Genomic DNA, 18,411 nt, shown 5'->3' on the forward strand with positions numbered 1-18,411 from the left:
CCGCCACCGGTGGCAGGCGCGAGCTAGCGGAGGGTAACCGTTATGGACCGTTCCAGCGAAGTGGCGGCGACCCGTGTCGCGATCGCGGAGGGCAGGGAGAGCAGCACCAAAGGTCCCTTGCTCCCGGCGCCGGGAGCTCTCGGCTCACCGGTTCCCTGCGCGCCGACAGCCGCCACGATGGCCATGCTGGCCAGCACAGACGCCTCTCGTCCGGCCTCGGCGGCCGCGACGACATCGACCCGTTGACCCGGCCTGAGCAACTCGGCGACACCGGCGTCGCCGAGCCTCACCGGGACAGTTGAATTCTCTGGATCACCCGTTCCGGGGATGGCTGTGTCCACCAGCCGGACGTCGGTCAGCGGCTCACCGGCCCGCGCCGCCCCGACGAGCATCCGCCCCTCGGCCGACGCGGGACTGGCGGTGGCGCCCTGTGGACGGATGTCGTCCGGAAGGTCGACGAGCTTGAGGTCCCCGGCGCGTAGCAGGGTCCCGGCGGGGAGGTCACGGGCGGAGACCACGGTCGCGGTGCCGGGCGTGCCCCGGGCGGAGTCGGGCAGGAAGAGGACGACCAGGCCGCTGAGCAGCAGGGACAGGGCCAGCCAGCGGCGGAGCAGGCGCGCCGGCCTGCCCTGAAGTCTTCGCAGGACGGGCAGATCGTGGAGCACGGGATTCCCCCTCGTCGATCGGTGATGATCTCGACGCTAGGGGCCGGTGCGGTACCCGGGAAGAACGAAAACCCCCGGCTGTGGATAACCGGGGGCCTGTGGACAACTCGGGACGTCAGGAAGCGGCGGCGGCCGTTTTCGTCGTACCCGTGGAGGAGGATGCCGAGCTCTTCGTCTCCGACTTGGACTCGGTCTTCGACTCGGTCTTGCTCTCCGACTTGGACTCGGTCTTGGCCGAGGTCGAGGTCGTGTTGGCCTTCGAGTCGCGCGAATCGTTGCGGTAGAACCCGCTGCCCTTGAAGACCACGCCGACCGAGCTGAAGACCTTGCGAAGCGGCCCTGAGCACTGCGGGCACACGGTCAAGCTCGCGTCGGAGAACGACTGCACGGCCTCGAAAGCGTGGTCGCATTCCTTGCAGGCGTATTGGTAGGTGGGCACTGCTGCTCCTTCGTGCATTGGCACTCAGCCGACATGAGTGCTAACACAACACGGTACCGGCGCATTCCGGCGCTGGTCAAACAAGGTTTCCCAAGGTCACATGATGCCCTGGTCACGCCACTTGTGCCGTGCTGGATCTGGATCGGCTTTGCCTGGTTGATCGTCACCTGACCGGGTCAATAAATCTAGGCCCCCTGGATCTTGCTCATCTAGGGGGCCTAGATTATTCTGCGTGGTGAAGGCGATGAAGTATCGAGACGTGCGGCGGGCGCTTCTCGATGAAGACTGTGGTCACAAATCGACTCGGGGAAGTCTGAGAAGTGGGCTTGTCCGTGCGGTCGGCACCAAGCGATCGTGCCCAATCACAAGAACGTCTCCCCCGGAGTCGTGGACGACGTCATGAAGAAGCTCGCGTGTCTACCGAAGGGGTGGCTGCAATGACCGACACTTACGTCGTCTTGGCCAAGCGCTGGAAGCGCGGGTGGGAACTTCATGTCGACGGCGTCGGCGTCACGCAGGCGAGCACCTTGTCCAAGGCGGAGGCTGTCGCCCGCGAGTACATCGCGTTCGCTCTCGACATCGAAGACGAAAACTCCTTCGATGTGGATGTCGTGCCTCAGCTCGACGCCAAGCTCGCGGAGCAGGTCAGGTCCGCTCGCGCCGATGTGCGGGACGCGGAGCGCAGGCAACGCGAGGCCGCGGCGAAACAGCGTGAGGTGGCAAAGAAACTCGGAACATCCGGTCTGTCGGGGCGGGAGATCGCCGCGGTGCTGGGTTTGACCCCTCAGCGGGTGAGTCAGCTGATCGGAGGCAAAGGGAAGGGCGCGACCGCGGGCGGTTGAGTCCTGAGTGAAGGAGACCACCATGCCGGAGCGAACCGAAGATCCGTTCGGCGGCAGGAACCCGACCAGTCACGAGCGTATGACGGGCCGGCCCTGGGACGCCTCCTACCACGAGGGCCCCGCCCCCTGGGACTTCGGCGGACCCCAGCCCGCCGTCGTCCGGGCGGCGCCACGGTTCACCGGCAAGGTGCTCGACGCGGGCTGCGGGTCCGGCGAGAACGCGCTTCACCTCGCGTCACGGGGGCTTCCCGTGCTGGGCGTCGACGTCGCCGAGACCGCGTTGAGCAGAGCACGCCGGAAGGCGGTCGAGCGTGGGCTCGAGGCCGAGTTCACGACGGCGGACGCGCTTCACCTGGAGCGACTCGGACAGCGGTTCGACACGGTGCTCGATTGCGGGCTTTTCCACGCCTTCGACGCCGATGAGCGCCTGGCCTACGTCAAGAGCCTCGAAGCGGTCACCAAGGGGACGCTGTACATCCTGTGTTTCAGCGAGGGCGAGAACGCCGGACCTCATCCCGTAAAACGTGAGGCGCTGACAAAGCCCTTCGGTGAAGGATGGCGCGTGAAGACCATCGAGAAGGAGCGCGTCCGGACCGGGTTCCACGACGAGAACGGCGCTCCTGCCTGGTTCGCGACGATCGAAAGAGAGCCGTCGGATGAGTGAGCTGCGAGATCTCCTGGCCGACGTCGCTGCCCGCGTGGCCGACTACCGCGAAAGTGTGGCCGACGCTCCGGTCTTCCCGGACGACACGTCGGGCGTCCGGGGAAAGCTCGGCGAGCTGCCCGAAAAGCCCACCCCGCCCGCCGACGTGATCCGGCGGCTCGCCGACGCCGTCGAGCCCGCGCTGGTGGCGACCACCGGGCCGAGGTACTTCGGATTCGTCACCGGCGGCGCGCTCGAAGCCGCGACGGCCGCCGACATGCTGACGGCCGGTTGGGACCAGGGTGCTTTCAACCAGGTCACCTCGCCTGCCGCCGCGATCGTCGAGGAGGTGGCGGGCGAGTGGCTCAAGGACGTCCTCGGCCTGCCGTCCGGCGCCTCCTTCGGATTCGTGACCGGTGGCCAGGGCGCCAACACGGTCTGCCTGGCCGCCGCCCGTCATCACGTGCTGGCGCGGGCAGGATGGGACGTCGAGCGTCGCGGACTGCACGGGGCGCCGCCGCTCACGGTGGTGGCCGGCGAGGAACGCCACGCGACGATCGACCGCTCCCTGCGGCTACTCGGCCTGGGGACCGACTCCGTCAGGCCGGTACGCACGAACGGCCAAGGCGCCATCGACGTCGCCGACCTCGAGCGCACCCTCGACGGTCCCGCAATCGTTTGCCTTCAGGCCGGGAACGTGAACACCGGTGCCTTCGACGACTTCGCCGCAGCGACGGAAATCGCCCACGAGCGGGGCGCGTGGGTCCATGTCGACGGCGCGTTCGGGCTCTGGGCGGCCGCCACTCCCTCACTCGAGCACCTGACCGCCGGGGTGAAAGCGGCCGACTCCTGGGCGGTCGACGGGCACAAGTGGCTCAACGTCCCTTACGACAGCGGTTATGCCTTCTGCGCCCATCCCGAGTCCCACGTCGCCGCGATGTCGCTCACGGCCGCTTACCTGACCGGCCAGGGAAACGGCGGAGTGAGAGCGCCGGGCGACTTCGTGCCGGAGTCCTCCCGCCGGGCGCGCGGGTTCGCGACGTGGGCGGCACTCAGCGAGCTGGGCCGCTCGGGGGTCGCCGAACTGGTCGAGCGTTGCTGCGCGCTGGCACGCAGGTTCGCCGGGCAACTCGCGAAGAGCGAAGGCGTCACCATCGTCAACGACGTCGTGCTGAACCAGGTCCTCGTCAGCTTCGGCGAAGACACGGACAAGGTGATCGAGGCCGTCCAGCGCTCCGGCGAGTGCTGGATGGGCGCGACCACCTGGCGCGGCCGACGGCTGATGCGCATCTCCGTGTCCAATTGGACTACCACCGAAGCCGACGTCGATCGCGGTGTCGCCGCGATTCAGGCGGCCCTGGGCAGAGTCGCGGGAAACACGACAAGGAAGAACTGAAAAGTATGGCTGACAAGACACCGCAGGACATCGACGTGACTTTCACGGCCGAGGTCGTTCCCGACTCGAACAGCGGCTGGCCGTGTGTGAACATGCCGGACTCCGCGGAGTTCTTCGGCACCGGCAAAGCCGTCAAGGTCAGCGGCACCGTCGACGGCCACGACTACGAGGTGAGCATGCTGCCGATCGGCGGCGGCGTCCACATGATGCCGCTGCGCAAACCCTTCCGGAAGGTGATCCGGAAGGAGATCGGAGACCAGGTCACCGTGCATCTCACCAAGCGGATTTCCTAGCTCTCGCGACAGAAGGACCGCTCACTCGTCACGGTGACCCGACCGATCAGGAATCGAGAAGCGCCGGATACCGGCCTCACCTAGCGTGATCGCCATGGACATCAGCATTCACGGAAGCTTCCTCCCGCAGACCGACCCCGAAGCCGCACTGGCGTTCTACCGCGATCTCCTGGGCTTCGAGGTGCGCAACGACGTCGGCTACGACGGGATGCGCTGGCTCACCGTCGGCCCGCCGGGACAGCCCGTGTCGATCGTGCTGCACCCGCCGGCCGTCGACCCCGGTATCACCGACGACGAGCGCCGGGTCATCAGCGAGATGATGGCCAAGGGCACCTACGCGGGCATCCTGTTCTCCTCGGACGACCTCGACGGCCTCTTCAAGCAGCTTGCGGAGGCGGGCGCCGAGGTCATCCAGGAGCCGACCGACCAGCCGTACGGCCTGCGCGACGGCGCCGTCCGCGACCCGTCCGGGAACCTGATCCGTATCCAGCAGCGCGTCTGACGTCACCGGGTGCGGGCGCGGACATGGATCTGCTCACCTTGTTTGCCGAAGAGGCTGAGCACCTCCACCCGCCCGCGGCCGGTGGCGCCGAACCAATGCGGCGTCCGGCAGTCGAACTCGGCCGCCTCGCCGGGGCCGAGCACGACGTCCTGGTCGCCGAGCACCAGCCGAAGCCTGCCGCGCAGCACGTAGAGCCACTCTCGGCCAGGGTGCGTCCGCGTCCGGGGTTCGTCGTCGCCGGGCGGGATCGTCATCTTGTAGGCGCGGGGCCCGTCCTCGTGCCGGGTGAGCGGGATGAGAACCCGGCCGTCCTCGGGCGGTTCGAGCACCCTCGGTGAGGGCACGATCTCGTCGACGCGCAGGCCCAGCGCGGCGATGACCGGCAGGAGCAGTTCGAGGCTCGGCTTGCGCTGCCCTGATTCGAGCCGGGACAGGGTGCTGGTGGAGATGCCGGTGGCGCGGCTGAGCTCCACCAGCGTCGTCCCCTTCTTCGAGCGTGCGCGCCGCAGCCGGGGTGCGATCAGCTCGATCGCCGCGGCGACGGCGGGTTGGTTCTCCATGCCGCCAGCACAGCAGCTCGTCCCGATTCCGGCAAAGTTCTTTGCCGAAACAGCCAGACGCTGCCGATGCTGGCGCCATGACCGAAACCCAGCGACTCCCTACCGGCGTCTACCTGCTCGCTTTCAGCCTGTTCGCCATGGGGAGCGCCGAATTCCTGATGGCAGGCGTCCTGCCCTCGGCCGCCGCCGACCTCGGCGTCTCCCTGTCGTCCGCGGGAGCGCTCATCACCGCGTTCGCCCTCGGCGTCGTCCTTGGCGGCCCGCCCTTCGCCGTGCTCAGCCTGAAGTGGCCACGGCGAACGGCGCTGATGACCACGCAACTCGTCTTCGCCGCGTCGATCGCGTCAGGCTTGCTCGCCGACGACTACCTCGTCCTGCTGATCACCCGGTTCGTCGCCGGTCTCGCCTACGCGGGCTTCTTCGCGGTCGCCGCCGTGACCGCGATCAGCCTGGTGACCCCCGACCGCAACGCGCGCGCTTCGGGCGTCGTCGTCGCCGGGCTCAGCGTCGCCATGGTGGCCGGGGGACCGGCGGGCACCCTGCTCAGCAACCTCACCGACTGGACCGGCGGCTTCTGGGGCGTCGTGGCGCTTACGGCTTTGGGTGTGGTCGCCTGCGCCGTGGGCCTGCCTGCCACCGCGTCCGCGGCCCCGAACCTTTCGGGCGAAGTGCGCGCGATGCGCTCTTGGCGGCTGTGGGGCGTCTACGCCGTCACGATCCTGAGCACCGCTTCGTACATGGTTTCCTTCAACTACCTGGCGGCGATGCTGGAGGACGTCCTTCCCGCGGTCTGGATCCCCGCCGTCCTGGCACTGTTCGGCATCGGCGCCTTCGCGGGATTGTCGGTCGGCGGCCGGATCTCCGACAAACGGCCGCACCACGCGCTTCTCGGCGGTGTCCTCGGCATCGCGGTCTTCTCGGTGCTGCTCGCCGTATTCACCACTTCGGTCTGGGTTGTCGTGCCCGTGGTTTTCCTGCTCGGGGTCGCAGCCTTCGTACTCAACCCGGCGCTCTACGGGCGGGTGTTCGCCATCGCCGGTTCCGCCCCGACCCTCGCCGGCGCCACCACGGTCTCGGCCTTCCAACTGGGCATCAGCCTCACCCCGGGCTTCGCCGCCGGGGCACTGAACCTGGGCGCCTCGCTGACCGCCATCCCGTGGATCGGCGCGGCCCTGGCGCTGGTCACGGTGCCCCTTGTGCTCGTTTGCTAGCATGCGAGCATGGCTCAGGTCGAGAAACGGCAATTCAACGTCTATCTGCCGCCCGACCTCATCAAGCGGGTGAAGCACGCGTCCGTCGACGCCGACGAGTCGCTCTCGTCGTTCGTCGAACGGGTGCTGGAGGACTACCTGCGGACCAGTGAGGAACGCGAACGATGAAGGTCATGCCGATCCGCTACAGCTCGGACGTCGCGGCGATGACGCGGTTCTACGAAGCGCTCGGCCTGCGGACCGGCTCAGTGTCACGGCCCGGTGGCTGGGTCGAGATGCCCGCCGAGGGCGGGATGCTGGCCATCCACGAATCGACGGGTGAGGACGCGGGCCGCTGCGAACTGGCCTTCGAGGTCGCGGAACCGCTGGAGGACGTCGCGGAACGCCTGCGGGCGGCCGGATTCGAGCCGGGTCCGTCGATGGACGAAGGTTTCGGGTACTCGATGCGCGTCCAGGATCCCGACGGCGTCTGGGTGCAGCTCAACCTGTACGAGCGAGATCTCTACACGTGACAGGGCTCCGGCTGGCGGTCGGCATCGTCGCGCTCGAGTTCGCGGCGGCGGTGACCGGTTTCGTCGCCTCCACGCTGCTGCCCGTCGTCGCGGCCGATCTCGACGCCAGGGACAGCCTCGGACTCCTGATCGCCGGCTCGACGCTGGGCCTGTTCGTCGCGCTTCCCCTGGCAAGCCGGGTCCTTCACCGGCTGGGTCCCCGCGGCACCCTCGCAACCGGGATGATCGCCTACCTCGGCGGGCTCCTCCTGGCCGCAACGTCGCGGACGGCGTGGATGTTCGCTCTGGGCCAGTTCTCCGCCGGGCTCGCCAGCGGCCTCCTCGCGGTTTTCGGTATCAGCTCGGCGATCCGGCATCTCGACGACCGGCTGCGGATCCGCGTGGTCGCGGCGTCCTCGGCGATGTGGATCGTTCCCGCCCTGGTCGGCCCGGCCGCGACGCTGGGCTTGGAACATCTCGTGGGCTGGCGCTGGACCTTGCTGCTGCCGGTGCCGTTCGTCCTTTTCGGACGGTTGCTGGTCGTGCGCGCCGCCCGAGGCTCCGGGGATTCCACCGAGGTGCCACGCCCGCTGCTGCGGACCCTGACAGTGCCGCTCGGCGCGGCGTGTGTCGTGTTCAGCAAGGGGTTCTGGCCGATCGCGCTCGCCGGGGCGGCGATCACCGTCGTCGGGATGATCGCGATCCTGCCGGCCGGAACCGCACGCCTACGCCCAGGAACCCCCGCCGCGCTCGGCGCGATGGTGCTGTTCGCGATCGGCTACTTCGGCGCGGACAGCCTGATCACCGTGCTCCTGACGAGCGTGGTGCAAGTGAGCCTCGGCCAGGCCGCGATCGTCCTGAGCGCAGCACCCCTGGGTTGGGCGGTGACCAGCCTCGTCGCGACCCGATTCACCTCGGCGCATTTTCCCGTCGTGGGCTTGAGTCTGACCGCCCTCGGCACCGCTTGCGTCGCTTTCGGCGGTTCGTTCCCCGTGGTCCTCGCCGCTTGGACCGTCGCCGGAATCGGCGTCGGGCTGGCCTATCCGGGCCTGTACATCAGAGCCACGACCGCGGGCTCCAGCGGTTTCTCCGCCGCGGAACTCGCCACCGCCGTCATCACGGCGGAATGCGTCGGGCAGCTACTGGGCCGGGCCGTCGGCGGCGCCCTGAGTTCCACGGGCACCGGCCTGCTCGCCTCGTACGTGCTGTTCGCCGTTGCCTTGGCCGCTGCCGCGATCGCTACGCTTTGCTCCTTGGCCCGCGAGGCGTAACTACTTGTTGGCTTGAGGCGACTTAGCCGCTAGACGCTTCAGGGGGTGCTCGATGCTGCGACCAGGACTCGCGGGCCTTTGTGGCAGTTTCGCGAGAACTCCTGGGCGGATTACGGAAGGACGGCTACCGAAAGTCATACGGCAATCCACACGCCGTAGCTTCGGAACGGTGTTCAAGGGGGGACTACCTGCTCAGGCGCGGCGATCGACAGACGGAAGTCGGCATTGTCCATGCTCACGCCGCGACACGCTGTGTGTTCACTGTGGACAGTGGAGGCTCACTGCGATAACGTCCCCGCGTGCTGCGAACCGGGCTTTCCTCCCCGTGGCACGTCGAGAATCTGATCGTATGCCTCCCGGTATTCGCTACTTACGTGAATGCCAGATCAATGCAGGAGAGAGTCTAATGGGTGGTTCCGAAGGCGACAACTAGTTCCCTGGAGCTGGAGTGGCTTACGGCCGACCCGAGTCACTCCAGCTCCAACTGCATTCCGACTTCGGCATAGGACGTGAGGTCTCGCACCTTGAGGATGTAATTCTTTCTTCCATCCCGGTCGGTCTCTTCCTCGATGCCGCACTCTGCGGTCTCTTCTTCGTCGAACCCCAGCGGCCAATATACCGCGCTGAAGCCCTTCGGGAGGATGACGCGGTAGCATACCTTCTGGATCTGGATCAGCTTGGTGGTGCTGAACACGAAGTTGTCAACTGTCGAATCGCACATCAGCGGCTTACACTTCGCCGGCCAGAGTCGCTCCATTTCGAGTCGTATCTCTTGGCCTTGTCGGACAGGCGAGTGCAAGTGCACGAGAACCCGCATCTTCCTGTCGGACGGCCAGGACCGGGTGACGTTCCAATGCGGACCGGCTGAACCGTTGACCTTGAGGCTTCGCGCTCGAATCTTAACTTTATTCCGGTACCGCTCTGGCTGGTTCCATTCGCATCCTGCCTTGAAGCGCAGGAAGTGAATATCCTCGCGCAGTACGGTGGCCTTGATGGTTATCAATTCTCGTACGTCACCGTTGCGTTTGAGGTGTACGTCCTGGCTCCAGTCGCTGACCAGGATGAGTGGCTCTGGGCGATGGTCTGTGATGAAGTCACAGTACTTGGTCAGCAGATCGCGGTGTATGTCGTACTCTCGTTGCAACCGCCGCCGGTCGGCCAGCATGAGCAAGATTCCCGTTACGATCAAAAGTCCGACCGCGGTGAAGCCTCCGGCGCGAACCACCTGACTGCCGAATACAGTTCCGAGTAAGCCGGCAAACGCCATTATGCCCACCAAGCCCGCGATGACGGCCGATGCTCCACGCTGCGCGATGTACGAATCGAGCCAGATAACGAAGCTCCTGAGCATTCGTCTCGCCTCCCTCCTGGTACCAGAACCAACGGGCGGCGGCCGGCGTGCAGCCTGGCCAGTCACATCGATCATCAGGGTAAGGCCAGGTCAGAGCCGGGCAGCTAGTGCAACCGGGTGAAGTTCTCACCTGATTCCCCGGTTTCTCGTAACGCTTCGCACCGCGTTCAGCGCGTTATCTTTCCGTGCCAGCCGAATGAAAGCAGTTCATTTATACTGGAAAATTCCTGTTTCAGCTCAAGCAACGGATAGGTCACGGAAGTGAAACTTCCTGCCCTGTGGCGTTTCAGCTGCGCCGCCTCATTCTTCGATGCTGGGGCGGATGGTCATCTCGGCCTCTCGTCGGCTTGGGCGGCAGGGAGCCGACGCTCGCGCTTGAAGGGGTGACGCCGAAACGGCACTAGGGTCGCAGTTCCGGAGAACCACGACCCTAGTGCCGGTATGACCTGTGTTGTGGAGCTGAGGGGAATCGAACCCCTGACCTTCTCGATGCGAACGAGACGCGCTACCAACTGCGCTACAGCCCCTGGTAAAACTTGCCCCTCATTCAGGGCTCCATGAGCTTATCAGTGGCTCACGGAGCCCCGAACGCGGGGGTCACTCTCCGGCGGCCCGGCGGAAAGGCCTGGTCCCGGGCTCGTCGAGCTCGTGGAAGGCCGGGTCCTCGTCGTCGAGGTCGACGACGACGGCCTGGCGCCGGAGGCGGGACATCGGGGACGGCTTGCGCTCCACGACGTCCCGGCGTTCGGCGGCGACGACTTCGACGTCCTCGTGGGAGTCGTGGGACTCGTCGTCGGCCGCCGTCCGGCGTGGGGCGCGGGTGTTGTTGAAGCGGGCGAGGCGACGCTGCCGGATCTCGTTCTCGATGCGGACCTGGCGGCGCAGGTACGCGAGGTAGCCGATGAGAACAGCGTCGACGACACCGTTGGCCCACCAGACCGTCGGGGTCAGGAAGCCGGCGACGACCGCCGTGGTCACCACGAGTACCAGGAGCGCGATGACGATCCGCTGCCGGAACGCGTACTTGGCGCGGGCGGCGATGTCCGCCGCCTCGGGGTCGAAACCGCCTCGGCCCGGCCGGTAGCCGGCGCCTTGGCGTTCCCTTTCGGTGCGGGGCCCGCGCGAGGGCTGGGGAAGCGGTTCGGCTTCCAGCTCCTCTTCTTCGAGGTCGGCGTCGAGTTCCGCCTCGAGCTCGGCCAGGTCGTCTTCTACCGACGGTTCCGTGTTCTCCGCCATGGCGAACTCCTCCGGTCCCTCTTGGCGTGTGCTCCCGCTCCGCACGACTCGCGCCGCCAAGGCCGAGTCCGTCGTCCGCGCGACCTGTTGGCGCTTGCGAGCGACCATGGGCACGAGAACGACGAGCCATGCCGCTGCGAGCGCGACGATGATCACCGAACTGGGCATCTCCCGTCACCTCCCCCCGATCCACTGCTGTAGTCACGCTAGCCACAACAGTCACACACGCCGCGCAGACTCGCCGGTTTCGATCACGGAAAATGCATCACCAAATTAGGTGAATCTCACAGTTTGTGGTAACGCGGTCACTGGAACGACTCGGTGATGGGGTCAAACGCGCTCTGCGAGGCCCTTCGCGACGAGCCGGGATACCAGTCCGTCACCGGTCTCTTCCTTGGTGACGGCGTAGCAAAAGTGGTCGCGCCAGCCGCCCGCGACATCGAGATAGCGCTCGAAAAGTCCCTCTTGCCGGTACCCGACTTTGTTGAGAACCCGCAGGCTGGGGGTGTTTTCGGGGCGAACGGTCGCTTCGAGTCGGTGCAGTCCGCCGAAGTCGAAGACGTGGTCGGTGACGAGGGCGACGGCGCCGGTCGCGACGCCGCCTCGGACGATGTCCGATGACACCCAGTAACCGATCCAGGCGGACCGGAGCGAAGCGCGGATGACGTTACCCACAGTGATCTGTCCGGCGAAGCGTCCATCCACCGTGATGGTGAACGGGAGGCACTGTCCGCGCCGGGCGAGGCCCCGCAGGGCCATCCACTGCGACGGCCACGACCAGAACGCGTTGCGGTCCGGCCACGGTCCGACGCCGGTCGGTTCCCACATTTCCAGGTGCTCGCGGTCCCTCAGTCGGACGCGGCTCCACTCGCCGGCGTCCCGCAGCCTGACCGGCCGGACGGAGAGTACGCCGGCGGGCACCCGGAGCGGCCCCAGTTTGGCGGGCCAGCCCGGATGCCTGCTCTCGATCGGATACGCGACGCCGGAAATCGGTGCGCCCATTACGCCCGCTGGGCCAGGAAGGTCACCTTGACCTGCTCGCCCGCGGCGACCTCGGTGAGGTCTTCGTCGATGTTGATCAGGCAGTTCGCCTCGGCCAGCGACGCGAGCAGGTGCGCGCCGGAGGTGCCGAGCGGCTGCACCAGGTACTCGCCGTTTCCCTCGTCGCGCAGCAGTTGCCCGCGCAGGAAGCCTTTGCGTCCCTTGGTCGAGGTGATCGGGGAGAGCAGCCGCGCGCCGACGATCCGGCGGTGCGGGTTGCGGGTGCCGCGCGCGGCGCGGATGAGCGGGCGGACCAGGACCTCGAACACGACCAGCGCGCTCATCGGGTTGCCGGGGATCAGGAACGTCGGCACCGAATCGGGGCCGAGCCTGCCGAAGCCCTGCACCGAACCGGGGTGCATGCCGACGCGGGTCATGTCGATGTGGCCGAGGTCGGACAGTGCCGCGTGCACCTCGTCGCCCGCGCTTCCGCCGGCGCCGCCCGCGACGACGACGATCTCCGACATCAGCAGTCGGCCTTCGACGATCTCGCGCAGCCGTTTCGGGTCGCCGGGGACGATGCCGACGCGGCTCACCTCGGCGCCCGCGTCCCGCGCGGCCGCGGACAGCGCGTAGGAGTTGACGTCGTAGACCTGCCCGACCGACGGGGTGCGGTCGATGTCGACCAGCTCGTCGCCGACGGACACGATCGAAACCCGCGGCCGCGGGTAGACCAGGACCTTCGCCCTGCCGACTGCGGCGAGCAGGCCGACCTGGGCCGAGCCGATGGTGTCGCCCTTGCGGACGGCGACGTCGCCGATCTGCACGTCCTCGCCGGTCCGTCGCACGTAGCCCGCGGACGGGACCGACTTGTGCACGGTGACCTTGGCCTGGTGGCCGTCGGTGTACGCGGTCGGGACGACGGCGTCGGCGAGCGTGGGCAATGGCGCGCCGGTGTCGACGCGGACGGCCTGGCCCGGTTGCAGCCGTCGCGGCTGACGTGAACCGGCGGCGATCTCGCCGACCACCGGCAGTTGCACCGGTTCCTGGCCCGCTGTGCGGACGTCGACGCTTCGTACCGCGTAGCCGTCGATGGCGGCCTGGTCGAAACCGGGCAGCGCGTGTTCGGCGACGACCTCTTCGGCGCACAGGAGGCCTTGGGCCTCGGAGATGGCGACCCGGACCGGGCGCGGGCGGACCGCGGCGTCCAGGGTCAGCGCGATCTGATCCTCGACGGAACGGAACTGTCCCGCGTCTTCGGTCTCTGCCGCTTCTGCGATGGGCTCCGTCATGACTGGGGGATCTCGATCCGTTCGTTCGACCAGGCACGCGATGAAGGCCCGTCGGTGAACTGAAGTTCACCACCGTTACCAGGAGTGATGCGGTCCGAAGCCGTGGAAATCGCCCGATCGGGCAAGCTCCTCGTGGTCCGTGCCGCCGGGGTGGTCGCTGCGCCTGTCATAGGCGTGAAGCCTAACCTGGCCACGTGGTCAAGCCCGGCAATGAACACCTGAGCAAAGCGGAGTGGCGTTCCCGGATAACCGCCGAACGGCGTTCACTGGTGTCGGAAAAGCGGGCCAGGGAGGCGGCGGCGCTGGCCGTCGCGGCCGCTCGGATCCCGGGTGAGGTCGTCTGCGCGTATGTCCCGTTCGGCACCGAACCGGGCTCCCCGCAGCTCCTTGATCAACTTCTCGACCAGGGCAAACGTGTGCTGCTGCCGATCGTCCCCGCGGAGCCGGGGCCGCTGGAGTGGGCCGCCTACGAAGGTCCTCGGAGTCTCGGACCCGGCCGGCTGCGCGGGCTGCTCGAACCGACCGGTCGCCGGCTCGATCCCGACACGCTGGGGACGGCCGATCTGGTGCTGATCCCCGCGCTCGCCGTCGACGACGAAGGCGTCCGGCTCGGCAGGGGCGCCGGGTATTACGACCGGTCGCTCTCCTTCGCCGCGCCGGGTGCCGCGCTGGTCGCCGTCGTCCGGGACGCCGAACTCGTGCGCGCCCTGCCCGCGGAACCGCACGACGTCCGGATGACCGGAGTGCTGACCCCGGACCAGGGGGCTGTCCCGCGGCCGGTAATGCCCGGACAGTCGGAGTGCTGACCCCGGACCAAAGTGCTGCTCCGCGGCCGGTAATACACTGACGCCCCGACGCAGTGGTTCAGAAAGGGCACAATGAGCTCTGACGCGCACCTGTCCGATCGTTTCGCCGGAACGCTGTCGAAAATGCGCTCCGCGGGGGCCCACGCCATGGAACTGGCGGCCCTGCGAAGGCGTCTCGAGCAGCTGTCCGAACCCGGTGCTGGTGAATTGCCGGGAAACGAACTCGAACCTCTGGATGACATCTCCCGGCTCGTGGATCTCCCCGAGCCGGACGCCGAGGAAGCGCGCCGGGTCCTGGACCGCACGGCCGTTCTCAAGCTCAACGGCGGGCTCGGCACGAGCATGGGGCTCACCGGCCCGAAATCACTGCTGGAGATCAAACCGGGGAAGACGTTCCTCGACGTCATCGCGATGCAGGTGCTCTCGACCCGCGAAAAGTACAACGCGCGCCTTCCGCTGATCCTGATGAATTCTGCGGGCACCCGTGAGCCTTCGCTGGAGTTGTTGAAGAGGTATCCCGAGCTCGCGGACGAGGTCATCCCGGCCGACTTCCTGCAGGGGCGCGAACCGAAGATCACGGCCGACGGGCAGCCCGCCGAGTGGCCGGCGAACCCCGAACTCGAGTGGTGCCCGCCGGGGCACGGCGACATCTTCATCGCGCTCGCCGTGAGCGGGATGCTCGACCTGCTGCTGGCGCAGGGCATCCGCTGGTGTTTCGTGTCCAACGCCGACAACCTCGGCGCGCTCCCGGACTCCAGGATCGCCGCCTGGCTCGCGGAGGAGAACATCCCGTTCGCGATGGAGACCGTGCTCGGCACCGCGGCCGACCGCAAGGGCGGGCATCTCGCGCGGCGCGCGGGCCGGATCGTCCTGCGTGAATCCGCGCAGGTGCCCGACGGTGACGACTCGTTCGGCGACGTCGCCAAGTGGCGTTTCTTCAACACCAACAACATCTGGTTCGACCTCGAACGGCTGAAGACCCTGCAGGACGCCGACCCGGCCGCCCCGCTGCTGCCGCTGATCGTGAACCGGAAGACCGTCGATCCGGCCGATTCGGCCAGCACGCCGGTGATCCAGCTCGAAACCGCGATGGGCGCGGCGATCGGCTCGGTCGAGGGCGCGCGGGCGATCGAGATCCCGCGGACCCGGTTCGCGCCGGTCAAGACCACGGACGACCTGCTCGTCGTCCGCTCCGACGCGTACGTGCTCGACGACGGCGGGGAGATGATCCCGGAGTTCACCACCACCCCGCCGGTCGTCTCGCTGAGCAAGGAGTTCTACAAGCTCCTGCCGGACTTCGACGCGCGGATCCCTTCCGCTCCTTCGCTCAAGGAGTGCACGAGCCTCGAAGTGGACGGTGACGTCACCTTCGGGAAGAACGTCGTCATCCGGGGCGACGTGAAGATCGCCGGGCCGAAAACCGTTCCGGACGGCGAAACCCTCTAGTCCCGCTGGGCGATGAACACGTACTCGCGTCCTGGACGGTCGGGGGCGTCCCGCACGTCCAGGACGCGAAAACCGTGTTCCGCCAGCAGGGATTCCAGGTCTTCGCGTTCGCGGAACCACAGTTTCGAGTCCGAGGTGACGATCTCCCCGTCGGGGAACCGGTAGCTGTACCGGAACGAGACGAACGGGAGGTCCACCTCGGTGACCTCGCGCCATTGCTCGACCTCGCCGACGCCCGGGACGTCGATGGTCTCGTGCGCGGTGTCGGCGGCCCAGTCCTCCCACACCCGGCGATCGGGGCGCCGGATCTCGAACACCAGGTGACCACCAGGCGTGAGCGCGGTGTGGACGCCTTCGAGGGTCCGGCTCCATTCGTCGTCGGTCAGGAAGACCTGGGCCACGTTCCCGGTCATCACCGCCAGATCGGCGCCGGCCTCGCCCGCGGCCTTCGCGTCACCGTGGATCCAGGTGATCTTCCCTTCCGGTTTCTTGGCCTTCGCGACCTCCAGCGACGCCTCGGCGGGATCAACCCCCACGACCTCGATCCCGCGTTCGGCGAGGAGCACGGCCAGGCAGCCGGTACCGCAGCCGACGTCGAGCACTCTCTTCGCCCCGAGTTCGCCGATGAGGGCGAGGTAATGGTCCAGATCGTCGCGAGAGCCGTCGAAGGCGTCGTAGATCGGTGCGAGCCGGGCGTGGGCGAAGAGCGCGTCAGGCATGCGGTGACGATAGTTCCGGGACCCGTTCGGGGGCGACGGATTTACGGCCGGTCCGCCAAGCCCGTTCTCCCAGCAGTGCGAGGAAGGCGGGCAGCAGCACCCCGCGGACCAGCGTGGCGTCGATCAGCACGGCGACCGCCATCCCGACGCCCATCATCTTGTACTCGATCGCGCTCAGCGTGATGAAGACGCTGAACACGCCGACCATGATCACCGCCGCGCCGCTGACCACTCCCGCGCTGGTGCCGGTACCGCGGACGATCGCGGAGACGGCGCCGCCCGCCCGGTGTTCACGGATCCGGCTGAGGATGAAGATGTGGTAGTCCATGCTCAGGCCGAGCAGCAGGACGAACATGAACATCGGCAGCCAGCCGACCACCCCGCCGTACGGGGTGAATCCCAGCAGGGAAGCGAAATGGCCGTCCTGGAAGATGCAGGTGAGCACGCCGTAGGCCGCGCCGATCGACAGCAGGTTGAGCACGATCGACACGATCGCCACCGCCACGGACCGGAAAGCCAGCAACAGCAACACGAACGCCGCCAGCAGCACGAAACCGAGGACCAGGGGCATCCGGTCGATGACCCGGTCGGCGAAGTCGCGGGCGTTCGCCGTACGGCCGGACACGGCGTACTCGACGCCGTCCACCTTGCCGATGGTTTCGGGCAGCACCTCGGTGCGCAGTTTCGCCAGTGCCGAATCGGCTCGCGGGTCGCGGCCCGCGCCGGACAGCGGAACCCGGACGACCACCGCTTCGTCGACGTTCGCGACCGCGATGGGTTTGTTCAGGACGCCCTCGGTTTCCCCGATTCGCCGTTCGAGGTCGGTGATCGCCGACCGCAGTGCCGGGCTGTCGACCGGGCCGCCGTTCTCGGCGGTCAGCACCACCGTGGCGGGGTACACCACGCCGGGGAACGCTTCCTGGGTGCGGACGGCGGCGTCGATCGTCGCCATCGACCGGGGCAGGCTCTCCGCCGGTGTCGGATCCTGCAGGCGCATGCCGAGCGCGGGCAGCGTGAGCAGGACCATCAGCGCCGTCGCGAGCCCGCCCCACAGCCAAGGCCGCCGGGTGACCGCGCGGGCCGTCGCGGACCAGAACCGCGAGTTCTCCGCGGCGGTGCGCCGCTTGCCCAGCCAGGGAATCCGGCCGCGATCGACCTTGTCGCCCAGCAGGGAGAGCAAGGCGGGCAGCACGGTGACCGCGCCGAGCACGGCCAAGCCGACCACGAACGCCGAGCTGATCGCGAGGCCGGTGAAGTTGTCGAGGCTGGTGAACACCAGCCCGCTCACGCACAGGACGACCGTGACCCCGGAGACGACCACGACGTGCCCGGACGTCCTGGCCGAGATTCGGATCGCGTCGTCAACGGAGTGGCCTCGTGCGCGTTCTTCTCGTTGCCGCCTGAGGAAGAACAGCGAGTAGTCGACGCCGACCGCCATCCCGATGAGCAGGGTGATCACCGTCGTCGCGCTGTTGATCGGGGTGAAGTCGTCGACGACGGAGAGGAACCCGAACGTCGCCGCGACGCTCGTGCCCGCCAGCAGCAGTGGAACCGACGCCGCGACGAGCGCCCCGAAGACGATCAGCAGGATCACCAGCGTCATCGGCAGGGATAGGAATTCCGAGCGTTTGACGTCCTCCCGGATGCCCTTGTCGACCACGGTCGACAAGCTGAGATCCCCGGACAGGCCCAGCCGGACCGACGGATGCCGGGCGGCGACCACGTCGATCCGCGCGGCCGCCGTCTCGAAGTTCGGGCGAAGGTCGTTCTCCCCGCCGGCGATCGAGAAACCGACGAGACCGGCCGCACCGTCGGCCGAGATCCGCTCGGCGCCGTCGGCGGCCAGCGGCGAGCGGACCTCGGTGACGGCGCCGGATCGGGTGAGCGTGGCGACCAGGTCGTCGGTCGCCCGCCGGAGTTCGTCGTTCGCGGCGAACGGTGGAGAGCCGGGATCCTTCGCCTGGACGAGGACGTTCTCGCGTAAAGGGTCGAAGGTGTTCTGGGCGTTCAAGGCGGTTTGCGCGCGGCCGGATTCGCCGGGATCGGTGCTCCGGCGGCTTTCGCCGTCCAGGAGCAGGCCCGAAAGCAGGGCGATGAGGACGAGGGCGACCCAGCCGACGAGGGTGAGCGCGCGGTGCCGCACGGACCAGGCGGCGATCTTTTCGGGCAGCATGAACTACAGTCCTTTGCGTGAAGGAGTGAGATGCCTCGGGCGAGGTTTTTGCTTCTTCTTTCCTGGGCCGTCGAGTTGCCGCTCGGCGGCCCAG

The 18,411-nt window shown here is 67.7% G+C and carries 20 protein-coding genes and 1 tRNA gene; 11 read left to right on the forward strand and 10 right to left on the reverse strand.

Annotated elements, in window-relative coordinates:
* Nucleotides 1–23: 23 nt before the first annotated feature.
* Nucleotides 24–665 carry an SAF domain-containing protein gene (locus ACLJPX_RS13475; protein ID WP_410600372.1) on the reverse strand — a complete coding sequence of 214 codons (642 nt, stop codon included), beginning with the start codon at nucleotides 663–665 and terminating at the stop codon, nucleotides 24–26.
* 115 nt (nucleotides 666–780) lie between these two features.
* The gene (locus tag ACLJPX_RS13480; RefSeq protein ID WP_410600373.1) at nucleotides 781–1,104 is read right to left on the reverse strand and encodes an FmdB family zinc ribbon protein; all 324 of its coding nucleotides are present in this window, start codon (nucleotides 1,102–1,104) and stop codon (nucleotides 781–783) included.
* 437 nt (nucleotides 1,105–1,541) lie between these two features.
* Here ACLJPX_RS13480 and ACLJPX_RS13485 point away from each other — a divergent pair, with 437 nt between their 5' ends.
* From ACLJPX_RS13485 to ACLJPX_RS13505, 5 genes are all read left to right on the forward strand, one after another.
* A complete protein-coding gene (locus tag ACLJPX_RS13485) occupies nucleotides 1,542–1,946 on the forward strand; it encodes a hypothetical protein (RefSeq protein WP_410600374.1) in 405 nt (134 codons plus the stop codon).
* Nucleotides 1,947–1,968: 22 nt separating this feature from the next.
* Nucleotides 1,969–2,610, forward strand: coding sequence for a class I SAM-dependent methyltransferase (locus tag ACLJPX_RS13490; protein WP_410600375.1), 642 nt, complete (start codon nucleotides 1,969–1,971; stop codon nucleotides 2,608–2,610).
* Entirely contained in the window at nucleotides 2,603–3,985 is a 1,383-nt protein-coding gene (locus ACLJPX_RS13495; RefSeq protein ID WP_410600376.1) for a pyridoxal phosphate-dependent decarboxylase family protein, read from the forward strand. Before ACLJPX_RS13490 ends, ACLJPX_RS13495 begins: the two co-directional genes overlap by 8 nt.
* Nucleotides 3,986–3,990: 5 nt before the next feature.
* The gene (locus tag ACLJPX_RS13500; protein WP_410600377.1) at nucleotides 3,991–4,278 is read left to right on the forward strand and encodes a DUF1905 domain-containing protein; all 288 of its coding nucleotides are present in this window, start codon (nucleotides 3,991–3,993) and stop codon (nucleotides 4,276–4,278) included.
* Between the two features lie 94 nt (nucleotides 4,279–4,372).
* On the forward strand, nucleotides 4,373–4,780 hold the full coding sequence (locus ACLJPX_RS13505) for a VOC family protein (protein WP_101613522.1): 408 nt from the start codon (nucleotides 4,373–4,375) through the stop codon (nucleotides 4,778–4,780).
* A gap of 2 nt (nucleotides 4,781–4,782) precedes the next feature.
* On the opposite strand, the gene ACLJPX_RS13510 is transcribed toward ACLJPX_RS13505, so the two are convergent.
* On the reverse strand, nucleotides 4,783–5,340 hold the full coding sequence (locus ACLJPX_RS13510) for a helix-turn-helix domain-containing protein (protein ID WP_410600378.1): 558 nt from the start codon (nucleotides 5,338–5,340) through the stop codon (nucleotides 4,783–4,785).
* Between the two features lie 77 nt (nucleotides 5,341–5,417).
* On the opposite strand from ACLJPX_RS13510, the gene ACLJPX_RS13515 reads away from it, so the two are divergent.
* Genes ACLJPX_RS13515 through ACLJPX_RS13530 form a run of 4 tightly spaced genes read left to right on the forward strand, consistent with a single transcriptional unit; the run spans nucleotide 5,418 to nucleotide 8,313 of the window.
* Nucleotides 5,418–6,551, forward strand: coding sequence for an MFS transporter (locus tag ACLJPX_RS13515; protein ID WP_410600379.1), 1,134 nt, complete (start codon nucleotides 5,418–5,420; stop codon nucleotides 6,549–6,551).
* A gap of 9 nt (nucleotides 6,552–6,560) precedes the next feature.
* On the forward strand, nucleotides 6,561–6,719 hold the full coding sequence (locus ACLJPX_RS13520) for a hypothetical protein (protein ID WP_005163639.1): 159 nt from the start codon (nucleotides 6,561–6,563) through the stop codon (nucleotides 6,717–6,719).
* A complete protein-coding gene (locus ACLJPX_RS13525; protein ID WP_410600380.1) occupies nucleotides 6,716–7,063 on the forward strand; it encodes a VOC family protein in 348 nt (115 codons plus the stop codon). The genes ACLJPX_RS13520 and ACLJPX_RS13525 overlap by 4 nt, the downstream gene beginning before the upstream one ends.
* Entirely contained in the window at nucleotides 7,060–8,313 is a 1,254-nt protein-coding gene (locus ACLJPX_RS13530; RefSeq protein WP_410600381.1) for an MFS transporter, read from the forward strand. The genes ACLJPX_RS13525 and ACLJPX_RS13530 overlap by 4 nt, the downstream gene beginning before the upstream one ends.
* Before the next feature lie 469 nt (nucleotides 8,314–8,782).
* Here ACLJPX_RS13530 and ACLJPX_RS13535 read toward each other — a convergent pair whose 3' ends face one another.
* From ACLJPX_RS13535 to glp, 5 genes are all read right to left on the reverse strand, one after another.
* Entirely contained in the window at nucleotides 8,783–9,739 is a 957-nt protein-coding gene (locus ACLJPX_RS13535; RefSeq protein WP_410600382.1) for a hypothetical protein, read from the reverse strand.
* A gap of 379 nt (nucleotides 9,740–10,118) precedes the next feature.
* Nucleotides 10,119–10,191 (reverse strand) — tRNA-Ala (locus ACLJPX_RS13540).
* Between the two features lie 70 nt (nucleotides 10,192–10,261).
* Nucleotides 10,262–11,068, reverse strand: coding sequence for a gephyrin-like molybdotransferase receptor GlpR (gene glpR / locus ACLJPX_RS13545; RefSeq protein ID WP_410600383.1), 807 nt, complete (start codon nucleotides 11,066–11,068; stop codon nucleotides 10,262–10,264).
* A gap of 162 nt (nucleotides 11,069–11,230) precedes the next feature.
* On the reverse strand, nucleotides 11,231–11,902 hold the full coding sequence (locus ACLJPX_RS13550) for a GNAT family N-acetyltransferase (protein WP_410600384.1): 672 nt from the start codon (nucleotides 11,900–11,902) through the stop codon (nucleotides 11,231–11,233).
* Nucleotides 11,902–13,173, reverse strand: a complete 1,272-nt coding sequence (glp, locus tag ACLJPX_RS13555) for a gephyrin-like molybdotransferase Glp (RefSeq protein ID WP_101610663.1) — start codon at nucleotides 13,171–13,173, stop codon at nucleotides 11,902–11,904. The genes ACLJPX_RS13550 and glp overlap by 1 nt, the downstream gene beginning before the upstream one ends.
* Before the next feature lie 218 nt (nucleotides 13,174–13,391).
* Between glp and ACLJPX_RS13560 the strand changes: the two genes are divergently transcribed.
* Both ACLJPX_RS13560 and ACLJPX_RS13565 read left to right on the forward strand, forming a co-directional pair.
* Nucleotides 13,392–13,979, forward strand: a complete 588-nt coding sequence (locus tag ACLJPX_RS13560; RefSeq protein ID WP_410600740.1) for a 5-formyltetrahydrofolate cyclo-ligase — start codon at nucleotides 13,392–13,394, stop codon at nucleotides 13,977–13,979.
* 72 nt (nucleotides 13,980–14,051) lie between these two features.
* Nucleotides 14,052–15,425 carry a UTP--glucose-1-phosphate uridylyltransferase gene (locus ACLJPX_RS13565; protein WP_410600385.1) on the forward strand — a complete coding sequence of 458 codons (1,374 nt, stop codon included), beginning with the start codon at nucleotides 14,052–14,054 and terminating at the stop codon, nucleotides 15,423–15,425.
* Here the strand turns inward: ACLJPX_RS13565 and ACLJPX_RS13570 are convergent.
* On the reverse strand, nucleotides 15,422–16,144 hold the full coding sequence (locus tag ACLJPX_RS13570) for a class I SAM-dependent methyltransferase (protein WP_410600386.1): 723 nt from the start codon (nucleotides 16,142–16,144) through the stop codon (nucleotides 15,422–15,424). The two genes, ACLJPX_RS13565 and ACLJPX_RS13570, sit on opposite strands and share 4 nt — an antisense overlap.
* On the reverse strand, nucleotides 16,137–18,317 hold the full coding sequence (locus ACLJPX_RS13575) for an MMPL family transporter (RefSeq protein ID WP_410600387.1): 2,181 nt from the start codon (nucleotides 18,315–18,317) through the stop codon (nucleotides 16,137–16,139). The genes ACLJPX_RS13570 and ACLJPX_RS13575 overlap by 8 nt, the downstream gene beginning before the upstream one ends.
* Nucleotides 18,318–18,411: the final 94 nt, after the last annotated feature.

The sequence above is a fragment of the Amycolatopsis sp. lyj-90 genome, from assembly GCF_046549035.1.
Classification (GTDB): Bacteria; Actinomycetota; Actinomycetes; order Mycobacteriales; family Pseudonocardiaceae; genus Amycolatopsis.